Below are 16,477 nucleotides of genomic sequence, written 5' to 3' on the forward strand. Positions count from 1 at the left end.
GCAATCCTCGTGATGATCACTGAAATCCTCACTTCCTACATCAAGCTGTTCGAGCTGCTATTTCAAGCGCTTGAGCGCTTATATACGCACGTCGATAAACGCCATCGGCGAATACAAATCGTTAAAAGTCCTCTTGGTGAAACCATCGAGAAAGTAGAGATTGCACAGAACCATCTTTCTGACGCAATTGAGGCAATCAGCCTCATCAAGGAACAAGCCATTGATGAGCGCCATAAACTCGATACCTTGCTTGAAGAAGTAAAGAAGAAGCACGACGAGCATACTCAGGCAGTACAAGAGCTAGAGACGGCACAGGACCTACTAAGTCAAAACAAAGAGAATTTGCGCTCTGTTCTAGGAATCAGCCCGGCGCGAGAGCGAATCATCGGTTTTTTCAGTGGTGTGGCAGCGTCCATTGTCGCGTCTGGGCTGTGGTTGTTTGGCGGCTTTTTACTTGAGAAGGTAAAGAGTCTTCTTGGTTGAAATGCATGCCCCGAAGTTTGCCTAACAATTCCGTCGAGAGGGACCGCCCACAAGCTGCGCTTGTGGGTTCCCTTCGCGGCTTCGCCGCTACGGCGGCCCCTCACGTCAATCGTTAGAGCGCAATGGTTCTCCGATACGCAATCGCAGGTGCCATCACCGGCTATCAGAAGCACTTTTCCCCGCGCAAGGGGTATTGTTGCGCGTATCGCGCGCTCCACGGCGGCCCATCATGCTCTGAGTTTGGTCGCCGTGTCGTGCTTCGTTATGGAGTCCTGCGCTTCTTTGTTCTCCAAGTTCGTCGGTTCGCTCGCTGCTCCAATGCGTTTGCCGCGCTCCAAGCGAAAGAACACAAGGGAAAGGAGTACTCAAACTTCCCTTGGAAAGCCTGCCTTAAGAACAAGAAAGTTGATGAGGCTGGCACCTGCTGTTGCATGTTTCCGTTGTAGTGACAGCAGGTACGTGAGCATTAGAACTGCGCCCAATCGGGCCCGTCCGCCTACGGCTGCCGGTCTCCTACCTTCACGTTAAGCCTCTACAAGATTTATTCGCACTCGTAAGGAAATTCACCAAATGGACATCCCGCGGATATTCAACATCACGGAAAGTGCGCACCGCATCCATAACCCATTCACACCCGACAAACTCGCTACTCTCGGCGCGGCATTGCGTCTGGAGCCAGGGGCACGTGTTCTTGACCTTGGCAGCGGTTCGGGGGAGATGTTGTGCACCTGGGCACGCGACCACGGAATTATCGGCACCGGCATCGACATGAGCAGGTTGTTTACCGAACAGGCGAAACAGCGTGCGGAAGAACTCGGTGTTGCCCGTCAAGTCCAGTTCATTCATGGCGATGCGGCAGGTTACGTCTCTGATGAGAAGGCCGACGTAGTAGCTTGTGTCGGTGCTACATGGATTGGCGGAAGCGTTGCCGGCACCATCGAGCTTCTGGCGCGCAGCCTGCGCGCCGGCGGAGTCATCCTGATCGGTGAGCCCTATTGGCGGCAATTGCCGCCAACGGAAGACATTGCCAAGGGATGTCTTGCCAACTCGATCTCCGACTTCCTCATTCTTCCAGAACTTATCGCGTCTTTCGGCAAGCTCGGCTACGACGTTGTTGAAATGGTTCTGGCCAATCAAGATGGCTGGGACAGGTACGAGGCCGCCAAATGGCTCACCATGCGTCGATGGCTTGAAGCCAATCCCGACGACGAGTTAGGGGAAGAGGTTCGAACCAAACTGAGCTCGGAGCCTGAGCGCCATGCCGCTTACACGCGCGAGTACCTGGGCTGGGGTGTGTTCGCGCTCATGCCGCGATGAGTATTGGTGGTTTGGTCGCCGTCTCGCCAACGCCTATTGCTTGCGCTTTGGGCTATCGGTCTGCCCCACTGCGAGCACTTGCTTGCATTTTTTACGCGTATGGCCTGGCCAAGCCACTATAGATCTTCTACAAACGATGAGGCCGGCGCGCCTTGATGACCCGCCGCACATGCGCGCGTCACCCATCCGCATACCCAAACCTTTCCCGGAGCCGCCCATGATCACCCCCGAGTTCCTCCTCACCTCGCTGATCGTCGTCCTGATCCCGGGAACGGGTGTCATCTACACGGTTTCCACCGGCCTCACCCAGGGCCGGCGCGCCAGTGTTCTGGCGGCGGCGGGCTGCACTGCGGGGATTCTTCCCCACCTGCTGGCGACGGTGCTCGGGCTGGCTGCCGTGCTGCACACCAGTGCGCTGGCCTTTCAGGCGCTCAAATACGCCGGGGCGGCTTACCTGTTCTATCTGGCGGTCGCCACCTGGCGGGACCGCTCCGCGTTCTCGGTGGATGACGGCGTTTCCAGGGTTTCCGCGGCCGGTCTGGTGGCGCGGGCCTTCCTGCTGAACATCCTCAATCCCAAGCTGACGATCTTCTTCCTGGCCTTCCTGCCGCAGTTCGTCGATCCGGCCTCCGCGCGGCCGGTGGGCGATCTGCTGGTGCTGAGCCTGGTGTTCATGGCGATGACCTTCCTGGTGTTCGTGGTCTACGGTTTCCTTGCGCACGCGTTCCGTCGGTTCGTGATCGAATCCGCCAGGGTGCAGAACGCGCTTCGCTACGGCTTTGCAGCGGCGTTCGCGGCGCTTGGGGCGCGACTGGCGGCGAGCGAGCGGTAAGGGGCATCCGGGACGTCCGGCACGGGACGGCAAGGCGAATCTACCACCGTGGAGGCGCCTTCGATGGATTGCCAGCCTGTCGCGTCACCTGGCCTCAGGGTGAGCGGGGACACCGGCGGCCTTGCGATGAGCCTTGCTGCCCCCTCGCCGCAGTCGATAGTGACCATAAACCAGGCCCAGACAGATCAGTGCAGGTAGGGTCACCCCGGCAAAGTCCACAAGCAGGTATACGGGCCCGCACAGGCCCACGGCGACTTCCAGGACATGGAAAACCGCGTGGCCGACCAACCAGGTGGTGGGCAGCCACCACAGCAGCAGCCGATGCTGGCTGTTGAGGGCGCCGTAGGCAAAGGCCACGCCCATCAGCAGGTACTGGATGCCGATGTCGCGCACAAAGTGCTGATTGAACGCTCCCCGCACCGGTACGCCGGGCAGGGTCCAGTACCAGGTTTCGGGCGCCACCAGCATGAACACGCCGTTGGCGAACAGGCCCAGCCCGATGACAGACGCCATTACGGTGATCAGTTGCCTAGCCATGTTGCGCCTCCGCTGAGCGGGTGGGGACCAGTGTGTGTTCATTGATCTGGACGCGGCTGCAGGCGTGTCCATACCCCAGGGCGTATTTCAGCGCCGGGTAGACCCGGGAGGAACTGATGCTGTAGGCGATGGCGATCAGTCCTTTGCTACCCCACAAGGCGCGGATCCGCTCCCGAAGCTCATCCGCGTCCGGGTCATGAGCCAGCACCAGCTCCGTGAAACGGGCCACCAGGGCGGTGCCTTCCGGCAGTTTTGCCAGATCCATGTCCACCATGGCCCTAACCCGGTCCGGACTGACCTTGGCTTCCAGCGCCATGTTCACCACCAGTTGCGTGCAGGGGCCGCAATCGTCCCAGATGATCGCCCTTACCCTGGCGGCAAACAGCGGTTCCGCAGGTACTTTCGCCGAGTGGGCCGCCATCATCTGAAAGCCGAGGTATTTCAGGAAGGCCGGGAGGTCGGTCTGCAGGATCTCCTGCATGTAGCGAACGTCATAGTCGTATCGCCGGCGCATGGCCACCAGCATCTTGTTCAAGAGATATCGGATCATGTTGCTACCTTCCGTGAGCTAGGGTGTCGATGTAGGCAATGGCGAATCAGGGCTCGGCCTGTGACCGCTTATCGGGAAAACGATAAGGCGCCCACTGGAGAGTCCTGGGCCTGAACGGGGCGTAACAGCAGCAGAAAGCTCGTGAAGAAAAGGCCTGCACAGCTGTAGAGCATTGCCGGGAAGCCGTCGTGATCGAGCAGGCTGGCTGCGAGCAGGGGACCGGACGCCAGTCCGACGTAGACGGTGAGGCCGGCCATGGCCGAGAGTCGCCCGCTGCGGTCCATGTCTGCGGTAACCGCCAGCAGGAACGACTGCACCGCGGGCCAGGCGAAGAACAGCAGCGCCATCGCCGCCACATACAGGACGGTGTGTTGGGCGTGGTTCAGCAGGACCGCGGCAAGCATCGACATGACCAGGCCGGTGCTCACCCAGAACAGGCGACCAAGGCGTTTGCCATTGATCACCGGCAGCATGGCGCCCAGCAGTCCCAGCAAACCCGTCGCGGCGATGTACTGGCTGACCGGTTCGGCGGCCATGCCCGCATCACGGCCGATCAGCCCCACGTAGGCCCAGATCCCGCTGGCCGCAAGCTGGTAGCCGAGGATTGCCAGCAGCAGCAGCGTCGTGTTGGCAGGCAAGGGCGCGGATGGTTCGACTGGACTGCGATCGAGCCTCAGCGTGGGCAGGAACGGCAGCAAGATCAGGCTCAGGGCCGCCAGGGCGGCCATCACGTAGAACACGGCGTGGGGGCCAAGGACGGTTTCCAGCCCCGGCAGCAGATAGATGACCACGGAGCCCAGGCTGAACTGCACGAACATCAACAGGCCGAAGGCCCGGTCGGGGTCGTTCAAACGCGCCAGCGCCGCAAGCCCGATTCCGACACAGAGTCCGCCCAGCAAGCCGGCGCCAAAGCGCCAGCCGAGCAGCAACGGGTAGTGCTCCACCCAGGCGGTGGCCAGGTCGACGATGCTCAGCAGCGCCAGGAAGGTCAGCATGGCGTATTGCCATTGCACCCGGCGTATCAGGGCGACCGCAATGGCGCTGCCGAGCAAGCCGCCGTAGCCGTTGAGCGCAACGATATGCCCGGCCTGGGCGTCACTGAAGCCGATGTTTCCCGCAAGCGCGTTGACGACTCCGGGCAGGAAGTTGATATAGGCAAGGCCTGTCATGGCTACAAACGCCAGAAGGCAATAGGCCAGAGTGCCGGTGGCGGGTATTGGATTTGGATGACGGTATTTCAAGGGTTTTTCCCGGACAGGTGCGTGCTTGGTTGGCGAATTCTAGGCACCTGAAAAATCGGGAAAATCGGCTTGTCATCCCAAACAGTCGTGAATATCGTTCATGATTCTTTGTTGCTACACTGGGTCGATGGACAAGCTACGGTCACTGGAAATCTTTATCGCCACCTGTGATGGCGGCAGTTTCGCAGCGGCAGCCAGGTTGTGTGGCAGCGATCCATCCACCGTCAGCAAGGCCATTGGCCGCCTGGAGGCCCAGTTGGGGCTGACGCTCTTTCAGCGCTCGACCCGCCAGTTGCGGATTACCAGCGCCGGCGAGCGTTACGCCGGCACCGTACGCAAGATGATGCGGGAGCTCTCCGGTTGCGAAGAGGAGCTCAAGCAGATCAACCGCTCACCCAGCGGCACCCTGCGCATCAATTCCGCCGTCTGCTACGGACACCTCTATCTGCGCCCCTTGTTGCGGGCGTTCTGCCTTCGGTATCCGGATATCCGTCTGGAGCTCGAGATCAATGACCTGCATGTGGATATCATCGACAACGACATCGATGTGGCACTGCGAACCGGCTACGTGAAGGACAGCCGTCTGGTGGCCCGGCGCCTCAGCCCGATGGACTTTCTCGTCTGCGCCTCGCCCCGGTATCTGGAGGAGTTCGGCACGCCCCGCCGTCGCGAAGACTTTCACTCGCACGCCTGGATTGGTTTTCGCATCAAGGAAACCCAGCAACTACAGCCGATTTTCCTGCCCGACGAGTCAGGGGAGTATCTGCCCTATGATCTGGAACGGCGTTATCTCACGGATGATGGCGAAGCGATGGCGTACATGTGTGCAGATGGTCTCGGCTTTGCACAGTTGCCTCACTTTCTCGCCAAGGAAGGACTGGACAGCGGAGCCCTGGTGTCGCTTTACCCGTATTTCCGCCCTCCCGATCCCGGTAGCGGTGTCTTCGCCATCTACCCCAAACGTGATTTTCTGCCCGCCAAGGTTCGGGTGTTCATCGACTTTCTGAACGACGCCCTGGCGGCCCGGGGCGAAAGTGCCAACCATACCTGGGCGGAGAACTGGGCGCCGCTTGTGCCTCGCGTTTGAAGAGAAGGACACGCGTTGTCCGCCAGTACAACAATCCTCGATCCCAGCAAAGGACACCCGGGATGGCCGGCACCGGGGAGCAAGGAGAATCTGCAAGCGTGGAAGCGTCCTCGATGGATTTCCAGCCTGTCGCGTCGCCACAGACGGAGTCCGAGCTGGCGGTGATGGTGAGCGTGCTGGAAGCCTACGGTATCCCGCACTTCGTACTGAATCGCGGTTTTGGCGGACTGTACCCCGGGATGAAGGTGCCCTTGCTCAATGGCCAGCGCATCCTCGTTCCCGCAGAGCGGGCCGCGGAGGCGAAGGAACTGCTGAGCGGTTTCGACCAGCCCGAGGAGGCTGTCGAAGCCGAGGCAAAGCTCTCGCTGGCGGACAGGCTGCGGGTCATTGCCGAGTTGCTGATCGGCGGTTGGGCGGTTCCGGTGAAGCGGCGACGCCCGGACGATGACCCGGAAGCCTGAGGCGCCGGGCCCGCGCTCCCTCACTCTCCACCCATACCGGCCCACCGAGCCGGCAAGGACCACCCGATGGACGAACTCCAGATCCTGATCGACCTTCACAAGCACGCCGACCGCCAGGGACCGGGCGGGGACGCCGAAACGGCGCTAGCGCTCGACCTGGCCGGGGTGGACCGCGCTGCGCCCCTGGCGGTTGCGGACATCGGCTGCGGCACCGGCGCATCCGCCCTGCTCCTCGCCCGTCTGTTGCCCAATGCGCGGATCACCGCGGTGGATTTTCTGGCGGATTTTCTCGACGTGCTGCAGGCGCGGGCCGCACGGGCGGGCGTGGCGGAGCGGATTACGCCCCTGGCCTGCTCGATGGACGAGCTGCCCTTTGCCGACGGCCAGTTCGACCTGATCTGGTCCGAAGGCGCGATCTACAACATCGGCTTCGAAGCGGGCGTGGCCGGCTGGCGGCGTTTCCTGAAACCGGGGGGATTGCTGGTGGTGTCCGAGATCACCTGGACCACCGCCTCCCGCCCGGCGGAACTCCAGGCCCATTGGGACGGCGAGTACCCGGAGATCGCCCCGGCCTCGGCCAAGATCGGCGTGCTGGAACAGCAGGCCTACTCGCCCGTCGCCTACTTCACGCTGCCCGAGCACTGCTGGCTGGAGAACTACTACCGGCCGATGCAGGCGCGCTTTGCGGACTTTCTGGCACGCCAGGACCACAGCGCGGCGGCACGCGCGGTCGTGGCCGCGGAGCAGCGGGAGATCGACCTGTATGAACGCTACAAGGACCATGTGAGCTACGGGGTGTATGTCGCCCGGAAACTGGGGTAGAACTGCGGGGAGGCATCGAACCGCCAGCGAGGCAGGCCAGTGAAGAACGCCCGGGATTTCTGGAACAAGTCGGCGCCGCGCTACGCGCGCAGCCCGATCAAGGACGAGAAGACCTACCAGCAGAAGCTGGCGATCACGCGCGAGTACCTGCGCCCGGATTCCGACGTGCTGGAGTTCGGCTGCGGCACCGGGGGCACGGCAATAGCCCATGCGCCCTATGTGCGCAGCATCGTCGCCACCGACATTTCCGACCGCATGCTGGAGATCGCCCGCGGCAAGGCCGACCAGGCGGGGGTCGGCAACATCGCCTTCCGCCAGGGCACGCTGGATACGCTGGACCTGCCGGCCGGGCATTTCGATGCGGTGCTGGGGCTCAACGTGCTGCACCTCATCGAGGACGTGGACGCGGCGGTCGCGCGGGTGAGCGACTTGCTGAAGCCGGGCGGGGTGTTCGTTTCCAGCACCTCGCTGGTCGGCGAGATCAGCTTCCTGTGGCGCTGGTTGATCGCCGCCATGCAGGCGCTCGGCCTGGCGCCCCATGTGAGCCGGCTCGACAGGCAGGGGCTGCTGTCCATCCTGGCCGGCGCCGGCTTTGCGGTGGACCACACCTGGCAGCCGACCCGGGAGTCCATCTTCATCGTCGCCAGAAAGCCGGGCCCGCCCGCATGACCCGCTTCCGGCAGCTTCGGCGGGCAGCAGGCCGATGAGCGCCGCGCAGGCCCTGGCGCTGTTCCTGGTAATGCTGCCACTGGCGGCGATGCCGAGCGCCAGCGTGGCGCTGGTGGTGGCCAGATCGGGCAGCGGCGGCCGCGCGAGCGGCGCCTTCTGCGCGCTGGGCATCGTCGCGGGCGACCTGCTGTTCGTCGCCATCGCGCTGTTCGGCATGAGCCTGCTGGCGCAGTGGATGGGGGCGCTGTTCGGGGTACTCAGGTTCTGCGGCGCCGCCTACCTGATCTGGCAGGGCATCCGCCTGCTTCGCCAGCGCGATGGGACGCCAACCAGGGCGCCGGCAGCGGGCACGGCCTCGCCGGCCGGGGACTTCCTCGCCGGGCTGGCGCTGACGCTGGGCGACGCCAAGGCTATTTTGTTCTACGCCAGCCTGTTCCCGGCCCTGGTGGACATCGAGCACATCGGCCCGGGCGATGCCGCGCTGATCGCGGCGATCACGGCGGTCACCGTCGGCGGCGTGAAGCTGGCCTATGCCTTGCTGGCCGAGCGCATCGTCCGCCGCCTGCGGGCCGGGGCGGAAACCGGCCCGCTGCGGGGGCTCGCGGGTGTGGTGATGATCGGCTGCGGATCGGCGCTGGCGCTCAAGGCATGAGCCGCTGCCCGGCCCGGCGGTGTAGAGTTTCGCCATAGAACGGAACAGGCCAGGACGGAGCGGACCTCATGCGTGTTTTCATCGGCAAGAGCCTGATGGTGGTGGGATGGGCCGCGCTGGCCTGGGTGGTGATGGCCGGCGGCAGCTTCTCGGCGGTTTTCCTGATGGGCTTCGTGGGCACCGGCGGACGCGAAGCCGGCGGCGAACTGGCCGTCATGCTGGGCCTCACCTTGGCGGGCGCGCTGGTGGCGTATGCCGTCGCCCGCTTCGGCCGCTGGCTGGCGCGCAGCGCCCCTGCTCCATCCGCGCAGGCGGATGAGGACGCGCCCTGAGCGCTCGGCGATTCGCCACCACCCCCGAACCGCCCCGCAGCCCTAGCGCATCACCTTGCCGACCATCTGCAGGATGTCGTCGAACGGGTTGCCGTCGCCATCCATGTCGAGCATGGACGCAATGCCCTGCAAGCCCGAGGCCTGGCTGCCGGACTGCCCGCCGAGCAGGCCGCCCAGGGCGCCCAGACCGCCAAGCGCGCTGCCGGGGGCGGCCTGTGCCGCGCCCTCGCCGCCCTGCTTCTGCATGTAGCCGGTGACCAGCATCGCCACCATGGGCAGCATCTTCTTGAGCAGCGAGGCATCCAGCCCGGACTGCGCGGCGGCCTTGTCGGCCACCGCGCGACTGACGTCCTTGGAGCCGAAGATCTGCCCGAGCACCGCATCGCCCCGCTCCACGTGGGTCGGCTGCGGCGCCAGCACATCGTCCAGCAGTCCGCCACCGAACTGCCCGAGCAGGCCGCCAAGGGCGTCCGCCCCCGCCGGCTGACCCTGCGCCTGCCGCTTGAATCCGCCGAGGATGGCGGGAATCAGCGCGTCGGCGCCGGTGGCGACCTGGGATTCATTGACGCCCAGTTCGCGCGCCACCGACTGAAGCCCGCCCATCTGGGCGAGGATGTCCGTGATCTGCATGTCTTGCCTCCGCGCTGTAGCGCCCGACCTCAGTCGAGCAGGTCCTGCGGCACCTTGCCGCCGTTGGCGGCGACGCGGGCGAGCACGGTCTTGTGCAACCAGATGTTCATCCGCGCCGAATCGCCCATCATCTCGGCCGGGCAGCCCAGCTCGGTGGCCAGCTCCTTGCGGGCGGCCAGGCTGCTGTCGATGTCGAGCAGCTTCAGCAGGTCCACGATGGACGTCCGCCAGTTCAGCTTCTGCGGATTCGCCGCTGCCAGACGCTCCATCTGCGCCTCGACGTCCACCGCCGCCATCGGCGCCGGCGCAGCGGCCGCTGCGGCAGCGGCCTGCGCGGGCGCCGCGGGTGCGGCAGCCTGCGCGGGGGCGGAAGCCGCCTTGGCCTCGCCAAGGCCGAGCTTTGCAAGAATGGTGCTGAAGAAACCCATGATCATCTCCCTGTGCTGGATGCTGTGGTCGCAAGCCGCTGCCCTGGCCGTGCGCGCCCGGCGGCGGGCGTAAGTACGTTATAGACCCATTTCATGCCGCCGATATGTCAGCCCGGCACGGACGACCGCGCCGCCCCAATGACGCAGCACGGCAGGTTTGCGGTATCTTGCGCCGTGGCACGACGACGGGTGTCCGCCTTGCCCGCCGCGATGCCCGCCCTGCCATCCACTGCCGAGCCCGCCGCCGATGAGCGATCCGCAATTCGCCACCACCCCCGAGCCGCCCTACTACGCGGTGGTGTTCTCCTCGCGCCGCACGCCCGGCGACCATGGCTACGAGCAAACCGCCCAGCGCATGGTGGAACTCGCCGCCCGCCAGCCGGGCTTCCTGGGTGTGGAAAGCGCGCGCGGCGAGGACGGCTTCGGCATCACCGTGTCCTACTGGGCCAGCACCGAGGCCATCGCCGCCTGGAAGGCCGACATGGAACACGCCGCGGCGCAGGCGAAGGGACGCGCGCAGTGGTACGAGCACTACGAACTGCGCATCGCCCGCGTCGAGCGCGCCTACGGGAAGACCCGGCCCTGACCCCCCGCTAGCGCTCCTGCGCCACACCGCCATGAACCGACGCGCCCACATCCTGCAGCACGTACCCTTCGAAGGCCCCGGCAGCATCGCATCCTGGCTGGATGCGGGCGGCTGGCGGGTCACCCGTACCGCCTTCTTCGAATCCGCCGACCTGCCCGCACCGGAAGACATCGACCTGCTGGTGGTGATGGGCGGGCCGATGAGTGTGAACGACGGGGACCGCCATCCCTGGCTGGCCGCGGAAAAGCGCTTCGTGCGCGCGGCGGTCGAGGCCGGCAAACCGGTACTGGGCATCTGCCTGGGCGCCCAGCTGATTGCCGCCGCGCTCGGCGCGCGGGTGTATCCGAATGCGGAAAAGGAAATCGGCTGGCTGCCGGTGCGCGCGGTGGCCGAGGGTGCCGGTCTGTTCCGTTTTCCCGCGCAGGTCGAGGTCTTCCACTGGCACGGCGAGACCTTCGACCTGCCGCCCGGCGCCACCCGCCTGGCGGAAAGCGCCGGCTGCGCCAACCAGGCCTTCCAGCTCGGCGAGCGGGTGATCGGCCTGCAGTTCCACCTGGAAACCACGCCCGACACCGCGCGCGCGATCGTCGCCCACTGTCGCGACGAGCTGAGTCCGGCGCGCTACGTGCAGGACGAGGCGCAGATCCTCGCCGCGCCGCCGGAGCGCTACGCCGGCATCAATCGCCTGATGGCGCAGGTGCTGGACTGGCTGACGCGGAACTGAACAGCTCGCCGCAGCGCGCCGAGTCCTCGCGCGCCACCCAGCGGCGCGGTTCGGCGTGCCAGGTATCGAGATAGGCCGCTGCCTTGGCCGTGCCGTCGTTCACCAGGCACACCGCCGGCACGCGGAAGCTGCGCGCGACGATGAAGGCGTGCAGGCTGGTGCCGATGCAGCCGGCGGCACCGGCCAGCAGGGCGCAGATGTCGAAGACGTGTGCCGAGCGGAACGCTGTGACGGCGATCCGCGGGTTGCAGTCGCGGACCTGCGCAGCCAGCCGGGCCAGCACCCCGGCGTCGTCATGCCAGGGCGCCAGCCCTGCGCGGAACAGCACTACCCCGGCATCGAGCGCTGCGGCGCTGGCGGCCACCCCCTGCGCGACACCGGACAAGGTCGCATCGTCACCCCATTCCGCCGCCACTTGCACCGCCAGCCTGCGCGGCATGGCCGCCGCCACCCGCGCGGGCTCGCCGGCCCTTGCCCGCCCTGCCACCCGCGGGCCGAACAGCGCGGCGCAGTCCTCGGCCGGATCGCGGGCGATGGGCAGGTCCAGGCCGGCGCCCGCCAGCGCATCCCGGGTCGCGGCGTCGCGCACGCTGCCTGCGGCGGCTTGGCGCAGCGCACGCACAGCTTCGGCACGGGCCTCGTCCGGCAACTGCCCGAACCCGACTCCGCCCACCGCCTCGAAACACACCCGCCAGGCGCGCGGCAGGTCGCCGGCCGCCCGCACATAGGGCAGCGGCGCCTCGTCGCCCAGCACGCGCGCCGCCCAGTCGCGGCCGGCGGACGGATCGGCACGGAAGCGCGCAATGATGCGTGCCGCCTCGGCGGGCGTCTGCAGCATCACCGCCGCCTCCCAGGCGGTGGTGGTGAGGATCTCTCCGCCCACATGGACGAAATCCGCCGCCTGCCCGCCGAACTCGCGCACCACCCCGGCCAGCGGGCGCACGCGGTGGCCGCCGTAGCGCCGCAGGTCGCGCGCGGCCAGACCGGCGGCAAGCACCCGGCGCCCGGGATGCCGCGCCGCCGCGCAGCGCGCGAGCAGCAGGTCGCCGAAGTTGTGGCGGTCGAAGGCGCCGAACAGGATCAGGGGACGGGACATGGCCGGACAGCGCAGCGCAAAGGAGCATCCGCATCCATCACAGCACGGGCGGACAGCGCGCGCAATGCAGGCCGTGGGAAACTGTCACGCCCGCCCACGCTCTCAACCCCTGACCCATTCGCTGCGGAGACCGCCCATGAACGCCCGCCTGCAGGCCCGCCAGGCCGACATCACCACGCTGGCGCTGGATGCCATCGTCAATGCCGCCAACAGCACCCTGCTGGGCGGCGGCGGGGTGGACGGCGCCATCCACCGCGCCGCCGGCCCGGAGCTGCTGGCCGAATGCCGCGACCTGGGCGGCTGCCCCACCGGCGAGGCGCGCATCACTGGCGGCCATCGCTTGCCGGCGCGCCACGTGATCCATACCGTGGGACCGGTGTGGCATGGCGGCGCGGACGGCGAGGCGGAACTGCTGGCCTCCTGTTACCGCCGCTCGCTGGAGATCGCCGCCGGGCACGGCCTGCGCTCCATCGCCTTTCCGTGCATCAGCACCGGCGTCTACGGCTATCCGTCGGACGAAGCGGCGCAGGTGGCGGTGAGCACGGTGCGCAGCACGCTGGCGCGGCTGCCCGGCATCGAACAGGTGGTGTTCTGCTGCTTCTCGGCCGACGACCTGGCGCGCTATGAGATATTGTTGGCCGATCCGTCCTGATTCATCGAGCACCTTCGCCGTGAGCACCTACTACCCCCGCAGCGCCTCGTTTCCCCTTCAGCTCGGCCGCGCGATCCTGCTGGTCTGCGCCGCCTTGCTGCTGGCCGCCTGCGGCGACCGGGGCCCTGCCCGCGCCAGCGCCCTGCCCTCCGGTGCCACCGTGCTGGTGATCGGCGACAGCCTGGTCGCCGGCACCGGGGCCAGCCGGGCGCAGTCCTGGCCGGCGGTGCTGGCCGAGACGACCGGCTGGTCGGTGGTCAATGCCGGCGTGCCGGGGCACACCTCGGCCGACGCGCGCGGACGCCTGGAGGGCCTGCTGTCCGAACTTCGCCCGGACGCGGTGATCATCGCCATCGGCGGCAACGACTTCCTGCGCCGTGTCGGCGAGGACACCACGCGCGGCAACATCGAGGCCATGCTGACCGCCAGCAAGGCCGCCGCCACGCACGTGGCCCTGGTGGCGATTCCGGAACCGTCGATGGGCGGGCAGATGCTGGGCATGCTGTCCGACCACGCGCTTTACGAGCGCCTGGCCGACGAGCACCAGGTGGCGCTGGTGGCCGATGCGGTATCCGAAACCCTCTCGCAAGAGAACTACCGCGCCGACCGCATCCACGCCAACGCCGACGGCTACGCCTACATGGCCGGCCGGGTGGCCGAGACGCTCGCCGAGGCGGGCTGGCTGAACCGTTAACGAGGCTTCCCGAGCAGGAACGGCCTTGGCCGCGATCCACCTACCGGGAAAACGACGCCGCCATCGCGGCCAAGGCCGCTCCTACGGGCGCTGTCTCGCCCGGCGGGGTTCCTGGTGGCCGATTCGTCTCAGCTGGCGGTCGAGGCGCCGACCGAGGCAGACTGCCCGAACCGCTGTTCAGCCTCCCCTGTAGGAGCGGCCTTGGCCGCGATCCGCCCACCGGGAAAGCGACCCCGCAATCGCGGCCAAGGCTGCTCCTACGGGCGCTGTCTCGCCCGGCAGGGTTCCTGGTGGCCGATTCGTCCCAGCTGGTGGTCGAGGCGCCGGCCGAGGCAGACTGCCCGAACCGCTGCACAGCCTCCCCTGTAGGAGCGGCCTTGGCCGCGATCCGCCCGCCGGGAAAGCGACCCCGCCATCGCGGCCAAGGCCGCTCCTGCAGGCGCTGTCTCGGCCGAGAGCGTGAGGGGCGACCTCCCGGCAGGTGCGCCGTCCCTCAGCCGAGCAAGCCCTCTTCCACCACGATCCACAGCGCGGTCGCCGCGAGCAGCGTGGCCATGGTGTAGTTGAACAGCGCCAGCAGGCGCGGCTCGCGCAGGCGGTCGCGCAGGCGGTCGCCGGCCGCGGCCCACAGCGCGATGCAGGGGAGGTTCACCAGCGCGCACAGCAGCGCCAGCATGGCCGCGGCGCTCCAGCCGGCGCCCGTGGGCAGGAACAACAGAGCCACATTGAGCACCATCATCCAGCCCTTGGGATTGACCCACTGGAACAGCGCGGCGCCGATGAAGCCCAGCGGCTGCCCCTGCCCGCCCGCGCCCGGCTGGCCGGCATGCGCCTGTCGCCACGCCAGCCACAGCAGGTAGCTGCAGCCCACTGCGACCAGCGCCGGACGCAGCGAGTCCAGCCAGGCCATCACCCAGGCCAGCGCGCCGCCGACCAGCAGCACCTGCACGCCATGGCCGACGCTGATGCCCAGCATGTGCGGCAGCGTGCGGCGAAAGCCGAAGTTCACCCCGCTGGCGGCGAGCATCAGGTTGTTGGGTCCGGGGGTCACGGACATGGTGGCCACGTAGGTCATCAAGGGCAGGTCGATCATGGCGGCGGGCTCCGGTGGCGGTATTGCGAGCCTCCATTCTGGTCGGGTCCCGCGGAAGGTTACAGAGCCAGAATGCGTCGTCTATACTGGCAACAGTTTGCCGATATCACGACTGTACCCTCAACGCCCGAGACACTCTGTATCCGCCATGGAAGCCGTCCAGACCCCGCTGTATCAATCCCTTGCCGACGAACTGCGCGGCGCCATGGGCGACGGCCGCCTGCCGGCCGGCGCGCGCCTGCCCTCTGTGCGCGAGGCCGCGCGCAGCCGCGGCCTGAGCATCAACACGGTGCTGGCAGCCTACCGCCACCTGGAGGCGCGCGGGCTGGTGGAGGCGCGTCCGCAGTCCGGCTACTTCGTGCGCTCGCGCCTGCAGGCGCCGCCCGCGCCGCGTTTCACCGCCCGCCCGGCGCAGGCCCGGCCGGCGGAGACTTCGGTGCTGAACCGCATCGCCACGGTGGTGTCGGCACAGTCGAACGCCGACAACGTGGACCTGTCGCTGGCCTGCCCGAAAGGCAGCGACTTCTACCCGGGCGAGAAGCTCGCGCGCATCATCGCCGACACCGCGCGCCGCCACCCGGAACTGCTCACCGACTACGCGCTGCCGCCCGGCTCGCTGCGCCTGCGCCGCGAGATCGCCCGCCATGCGCTGGACCTGGGCGTGACCATGGCGGCGGAGGACGTGATCCTGACCAACGGCTGCATGGAAGCCCTGCAGTTCGCGCTGCGCACCGTCACCCGCCCGGGCGACGCGATCGCGATGGAGTCGCCCACCTACTTCAACCTGATCCCGCTGGCCGAGGCGCTGGGCCTGCGCACCATCGAAGTGCCCACCCACCCGGGCAGCGGCATGTCGATGGATGCGCTGGAGCTGCTGCTGTCCGAGAAGCGGGTGAAGGCGGTGGTGGCCATGCCCAATGTGCACAACCCGCTGGGCACCAGCATGCCGGTGGAGGCCAAGCGCCGGCTGGCGGCGCTGGCGGCCGAGTACCGCGTGCCGGTGATCGAGGACGCGCTGTATGCCGAACTGCAGTACGCGGTGCCGCTGCAGCCGGCGGTGAAGGCCTTCGACCGGGATGGCTGGGTGATCCTGTGCGCGTCCTACAGCAAGACCCTGGTGCCGGGCATCCGCGCCGGCTGGATGGAGGCCGGACGCTTCCAGCGCGAGGTGGCGGATCTCAAGTTCTGCTCGTCGGTGGCGCAGCCGGCGGTGACCTGCGAGGCGCTCGGGGTGTTCCTGGAAAACGGCGGCTACGCCCAGCACCTGCGCCGCCTGCGGCGCACCTACGCCGGGCAGATCGACCGCCTGCGCGGCCTGATCGACGAGGTGTTTCCGGCCGGCACCCTGGCCACCGAACCGACCGGCGGCTTCCTGGTATGGGTGGAACTGCCCGAGGGCTGCAACGCCAACCGCCTGTTCGACGACGCGCTGGCGCGCGGCATCAGCATCACCCCGGGCACGCTGTTCTCGCCCTCGGGGCGCTACACCCGGCACATCCGCCTGTCCGGCTGCTATCCGTTCTCCGAGCGCCACATCCACGCGCTGGTGACGCTCGGCCAGCTCGCCGCCCGACAGCTGGGCGGCTGAAGC

22 protein-coding genes are annotated in these 16,477 nt (G+C 67.1%); 15 read left to right on the forward strand and 7 right to left on the reverse strand.

Going from position 1 to position 16,477, the window contains the following annotated elements; all coding sequences use genetic code 11:
- Window positions 1–12 precede the first annotated feature (12 nt).
- The 4 genes from IAI53_RS08370 to IAI53_RS08385 all read left to right on the forward strand — a co-directional run bounded on the left by IAI53_RS08370 (window position 13) and on the right by IAI53_RS08385 (window position 2,632).
- Window positions 13–483, forward strand: coding sequence for a hypothetical protein (locus tag IAI53_RS08370; RefSeq protein WP_187717641.1), 471 nt, complete (start codon window positions 13–15; stop codon window positions 481–483).
- Between the two features lie 122 nt (window positions 484–605).
- Window positions 606–929, forward strand: a complete 324-nt coding sequence (gene yidD, locus IAI53_RS18785; RefSeq protein WP_187717642.1) for a membrane protein insertion efficiency factor YidD — start codon at window positions 606–608, stop codon at window positions 927–929.
- Between the two features lie 124 nt (window positions 930–1,053).
- The gene (locus tag IAI53_RS08380; protein WP_187717643.1) at window positions 1,054–1,800 is read left to right on the forward strand and encodes an SAM-dependent methyltransferase; all 747 of its coding nucleotides are present in this window, start codon (window positions 1,054–1,056) and stop codon (window positions 1,798–1,800) included.
- Window positions 1,801–2,017: 217 nt separating this feature from the next.
- Window positions 2,018–2,632 (forward strand): LysE family translocator, encoded by a 615-nt coding sequence (locus IAI53_RS08385; RefSeq protein WP_187717644.1) that lies wholly within the window; start codon window positions 2,018–2,020, stop codon window positions 2,630–2,632.
- A gap of 84 nt (window positions 2,633–2,716) precedes the next feature.
- Here the strand turns inward: IAI53_RS08385 and IAI53_RS08390 are convergent, their stop codons facing one another.
- The 3 genes from IAI53_RS08390 to IAI53_RS08400 all read right to left on the reverse strand — a co-directional run bounded on the left by IAI53_RS08390 (window position 2,717) and on the right by IAI53_RS08400 (window position 4,960).
- Window positions 2,717–3,169: a hypothetical protein gene (locus tag IAI53_RS08390; protein WP_187717645.1), complete on the reverse strand. Its 453-nt coding sequence runs from the start codon at window positions 3,167–3,169 to the stop codon at window positions 2,717–2,719.
- The gene (locus IAI53_RS08395) at window positions 3,162–3,704 is read right to left on the reverse strand and encodes a hypothetical protein (RefSeq protein ID WP_222948183.1); all 543 of its coding nucleotides are present in this window, start codon (window positions 3,702–3,704) and stop codon (window positions 3,162–3,164) included. The genes IAI53_RS08390 and IAI53_RS08395 overlap by 8 nt, the downstream gene beginning before the upstream one ends.
- Before the next feature lie 83 nt (window positions 3,705–3,787).
- Window positions 3,788–4,960 carry an MFS transporter gene (locus IAI53_RS08400; RefSeq protein ID WP_187717647.1) on the reverse strand — a complete coding sequence of 391 codons (1,173 nt, stop codon included), beginning with the start codon at window positions 4,958–4,960 and terminating at the stop codon, window positions 3,788–3,790.
- A 127-nt stretch (window positions 4,961–5,087) separates the two neighbouring features.
- Between IAI53_RS08400 and IAI53_RS08405 the strand changes: the two genes are divergently transcribed.
- The 6 genes from IAI53_RS08405 (at window position 5,088) to IAI53_RS08430 (ending at window position 8,983) form a co-directional block, all read left to right on the forward strand.
- Complete coding sequence (locus IAI53_RS08405; RefSeq protein ID WP_187717648.1) at window positions 5,088–6,047, forward strand: LysR family transcriptional regulator; 960 nt, start codon at window positions 5,088–5,090, stop codon at window positions 6,045–6,047.
- A gap of 62 nt (window positions 6,048–6,109) precedes the next feature.
- The gene (locus IAI53_RS08410; RefSeq protein WP_187717649.1) at window positions 6,110–6,508 is read left to right on the forward strand and encodes a putative signal transducing protein; all 399 of its coding nucleotides are present in this window, start codon (window positions 6,110–6,112) and stop codon (window positions 6,506–6,508) included.
- 66 nt (window positions 6,509–6,574) lie between these two features.
- Window positions 6,575–7,330: a class I SAM-dependent methyltransferase gene (locus IAI53_RS08415; RefSeq protein WP_187717650.1), complete on the forward strand. Its 756-nt coding sequence runs from the start codon at window positions 6,575–6,577 to the stop codon at window positions 7,328–7,330.
- Window positions 7,331–7,369: 39 nt separating this feature from the next.
- Window positions 7,370–7,999, forward strand: a complete 630-nt coding sequence (locus IAI53_RS08420) for a class I SAM-dependent methyltransferase (RefSeq protein ID WP_187717651.1) — start codon at window positions 7,370–7,372, stop codon at window positions 7,997–7,999.
- A gap of 34 nt (window positions 8,000–8,033) precedes the next feature.
- Complete coding sequence (locus tag IAI53_RS08425) at window positions 8,034–8,651, forward strand: LysE family translocator (RefSeq protein WP_187717652.1); 618 nt, start codon at window positions 8,034–8,036, stop codon at window positions 8,649–8,651.
- Between the two features lie 68 nt (window positions 8,652–8,719).
- On the forward strand, window positions 8,720–8,983 hold the full coding sequence (locus IAI53_RS08430) for a hypothetical protein (RefSeq protein ID WP_187717653.1): 264 nt from the start codon (window positions 8,720–8,722) through the stop codon (window positions 8,981–8,983).
- A gap of 42 nt (window positions 8,984–9,025) precedes the next feature.
- Here the strand turns inward: IAI53_RS08430 and IAI53_RS08435 are convergent, their stop codons facing one another.
- Both IAI53_RS08435 and IAI53_RS08440 read right to left on the reverse strand, forming a co-directional pair.
- Entirely contained in the window at window positions 9,026–9,613 is a 588-nt protein-coding gene (locus IAI53_RS08435; RefSeq protein WP_187717654.1) for a DUF937 domain-containing protein, read from the reverse strand.
- Between the two features lie 29 nt (window positions 9,614–9,642).
- Window positions 9,643–10,041: a DUF3597 domain-containing protein gene (locus tag IAI53_RS08440; RefSeq protein ID WP_187717655.1), complete on the reverse strand. Its 399-nt coding sequence runs from the start codon at window positions 10,039–10,041 to the stop codon at window positions 9,643–9,645.
- Window positions 10,042–10,288: 247 nt separating this feature from the next.
- On the opposite strand from IAI53_RS08440, the gene IAI53_RS08445 reads away from it, so the two are divergent.
- Entirely contained in the window at window positions 10,289–10,627 is a 339-nt protein-coding gene (locus tag IAI53_RS08445; RefSeq protein WP_187717656.1) for an antibiotic biosynthesis monooxygenase family protein, read from the forward strand.
- 31 nt (window positions 10,628–10,658) lie between these two features.
- The gene (locus IAI53_RS08450; protein ID WP_187717657.1) at window positions 10,659–11,351 is read left to right on the forward strand and encodes a type 1 glutamine amidotransferase; all 693 of its coding nucleotides are present in this window, start codon (window positions 10,659–10,661) and stop codon (window positions 11,349–11,351) included.
- Here the strand turns inward: IAI53_RS08450 and IAI53_RS08455 are convergent.
- Complete coding sequence (locus tag IAI53_RS08455; protein ID WP_187717658.1) at window positions 11,305–12,447, reverse strand: polysaccharide pyruvyl transferase family protein; 1,143 nt, start codon at window positions 12,445–12,447, stop codon at window positions 11,305–11,307. The genes IAI53_RS08450 and IAI53_RS08455 overlap by 47 nt on opposite strands.
- Window positions 12,448–12,583: 136 nt before the next feature.
- On the opposite strand from IAI53_RS08455, the gene IAI53_RS08460 reads away from it, so the two are divergent.
- Window positions 12,584–13,099: an O-acetyl-ADP-ribose deacetylase gene (locus tag IAI53_RS08460; protein WP_187717659.1), complete on the forward strand. Its 516-nt coding sequence runs from the start codon at window positions 12,584–12,586 to the stop codon at window positions 13,097–13,099.
- A gap of 19 nt (window positions 13,100–13,118) precedes the next feature.
- Window positions 13,119–13,793, forward strand: a complete 675-nt coding sequence (locus IAI53_RS08465; protein ID WP_222948185.1) for a GDSL-type esterase/lipase family protein — start codon at window positions 13,119–13,121, stop codon at window positions 13,791–13,793.
- 493 nt (window positions 13,794–14,286) lie between these two features.
- On the opposite strand, the gene IAI53_RS08470 is transcribed toward IAI53_RS08465, so the two are convergent.
- Entirely contained in the window at window positions 14,287–14,886 is a 600-nt protein-coding gene (locus tag IAI53_RS08470) for a LysE family translocator (protein WP_187717661.1), read from the reverse strand.
- A gap of 148 nt (window positions 14,887–15,034) precedes the next feature.
- Here IAI53_RS08470 and IAI53_RS08475 point away from each other — a divergent pair, with 148 nt between their 5' ends.
- Window positions 15,035–16,474, forward strand: a complete 1,440-nt coding sequence (locus tag IAI53_RS08475; protein ID WP_187717662.1) for an aminotransferase-like domain-containing protein — start codon at window positions 15,035–15,037, stop codon at window positions 16,472–16,474.
- Window positions 16,475–16,477 lie beyond the last annotated feature (3 nt).

Source organism: Thauera sedimentorum, from assembly GCF_014489115.1.
In the GTDB taxonomy this organism is placed as follows: domain Bacteria; phylum Pseudomonadota; class Gammaproteobacteria; order Burkholderiales; family Rhodocyclaceae; genus Pseudothauera; species Pseudothauera sedimentorum.

What these genes read in the sequence shown, in the direction of transcription:
- IAI53_RS08370 (WP_187717641.1), top strand. Translation starts at nt 13, where the DNA reads ATGATCACTGAAATCCTCACTTCCTACATCAAGCTGTTCGAGCTGCTA.
- yidD (WP_187717642.1), top strand. Translation starts at nt 606, where the DNA reads ATGGTTCTCCGATACGCAATCGCAGGTGCCATCACCGGCTATCAGAAG.
- IAI53_RS08380 (WP_187717643.1), top strand. Translation starts at nt 1,054, where the DNA reads ATGGACATCCCGCGGATATTCAACATCACGGAAAGTGCGCACCGCATC.
- IAI53_RS08385 (WP_187717644.1), top strand. Translation starts at nt 2,018, where the DNA reads ATGATCACCCCCGAGTTCCTCCTCACCTCGCTGATCGTCGTCCTGATC.
- IAI53_RS08390 (WP_187717645.1), bottom strand. Translation starts at nt 3,169, where the DNA reads ATGGCTAGGCAACTGATCACCGTAATGGCGTCTGTCATCGGGCTGGGC.
- IAI53_RS08405 (WP_187717648.1), top strand. Translation starts at nt 5,088, where the DNA reads ATGGACAAGCTACGGTCACTGGAAATCTTTATCGCCACCTGTGATGGC.
- IAI53_RS08410 (WP_187717649.1), top strand. Translation starts at nt 6,110, where the DNA reads ATGGCCGGCACCGGGGAGCAAGGAGAATCTGCAAGCGTGGAAGCGTCC.
- IAI53_RS08415 (WP_187717650.1), top strand. Translation starts at nt 6,575, where the DNA reads ATGGACGAACTCCAGATCCTGATCGACCTTCACAAGCACGCCGACCGC.
- IAI53_RS08425 (WP_187717652.1), top strand. Translation starts at nt 8,034, where the DNA reads ATGAGCGCCGCGCAGGCCCTGGCGCTGTTCCTGGTAATGCTGCCACTG.
- IAI53_RS08430 (WP_187717653.1), top strand. Translation starts at nt 8,720, where the DNA reads ATGCGTGTTTTCATCGGCAAGAGCCTGATGGTGGTGGGATGGGCCGCG.
- IAI53_RS08435 (WP_187717654.1), bottom strand. Translation starts at nt 9,613, where the DNA reads ATGCAGATCACGGACATCCTCGCCCAGATGGGCGGGCTTCAGTCGGTG.
- IAI53_RS08440 (WP_187717655.1), bottom strand. Translation starts at nt 10,041, where the DNA reads ATGGGTTTCTTCAGCACCATTCTTGCAAAGCTCGGCCTTGGCGAGGCC.
- IAI53_RS08445 (WP_187717656.1), top strand. Translation starts at nt 10,289, where the DNA reads ATGAGCGATCCGCAATTCGCCACCACCCCCGAGCCGCCCTACTACGCG.
- IAI53_RS08450 (WP_187717657.1), top strand. Translation starts at nt 10,659, where the DNA reads ATGAACCGACGCGCCCACATCCTGCAGCACGTACCCTTCGAAGGCCCC.
- IAI53_RS08455 (WP_187717658.1), bottom strand. Translation starts at nt 12,447, where the DNA reads ATGTCCCGTCCCCTGATCCTGTTCGGCGCCTTCGACCGCCACAACTTC.
- IAI53_RS08460 (WP_187717659.1), top strand. Translation starts at nt 12,584, where the DNA reads ATGAACGCCCGCCTGCAGGCCCGCCAGGCCGACATCACCACGCTGGCG.
- IAI53_RS08470 (WP_187717661.1), bottom strand. Translation starts at nt 14,886, where the DNA reads ATGATCGACCTGCCCTTGATGACCTACGTGGCCACCATGTCCGTGACC.
- IAI53_RS08475 (WP_187717662.1), top strand. Translation starts at nt 15,035, where the DNA reads ATGGAAGCCGTCCAGACCCCGCTGTATCAATCCCTTGCCGACGAACTG.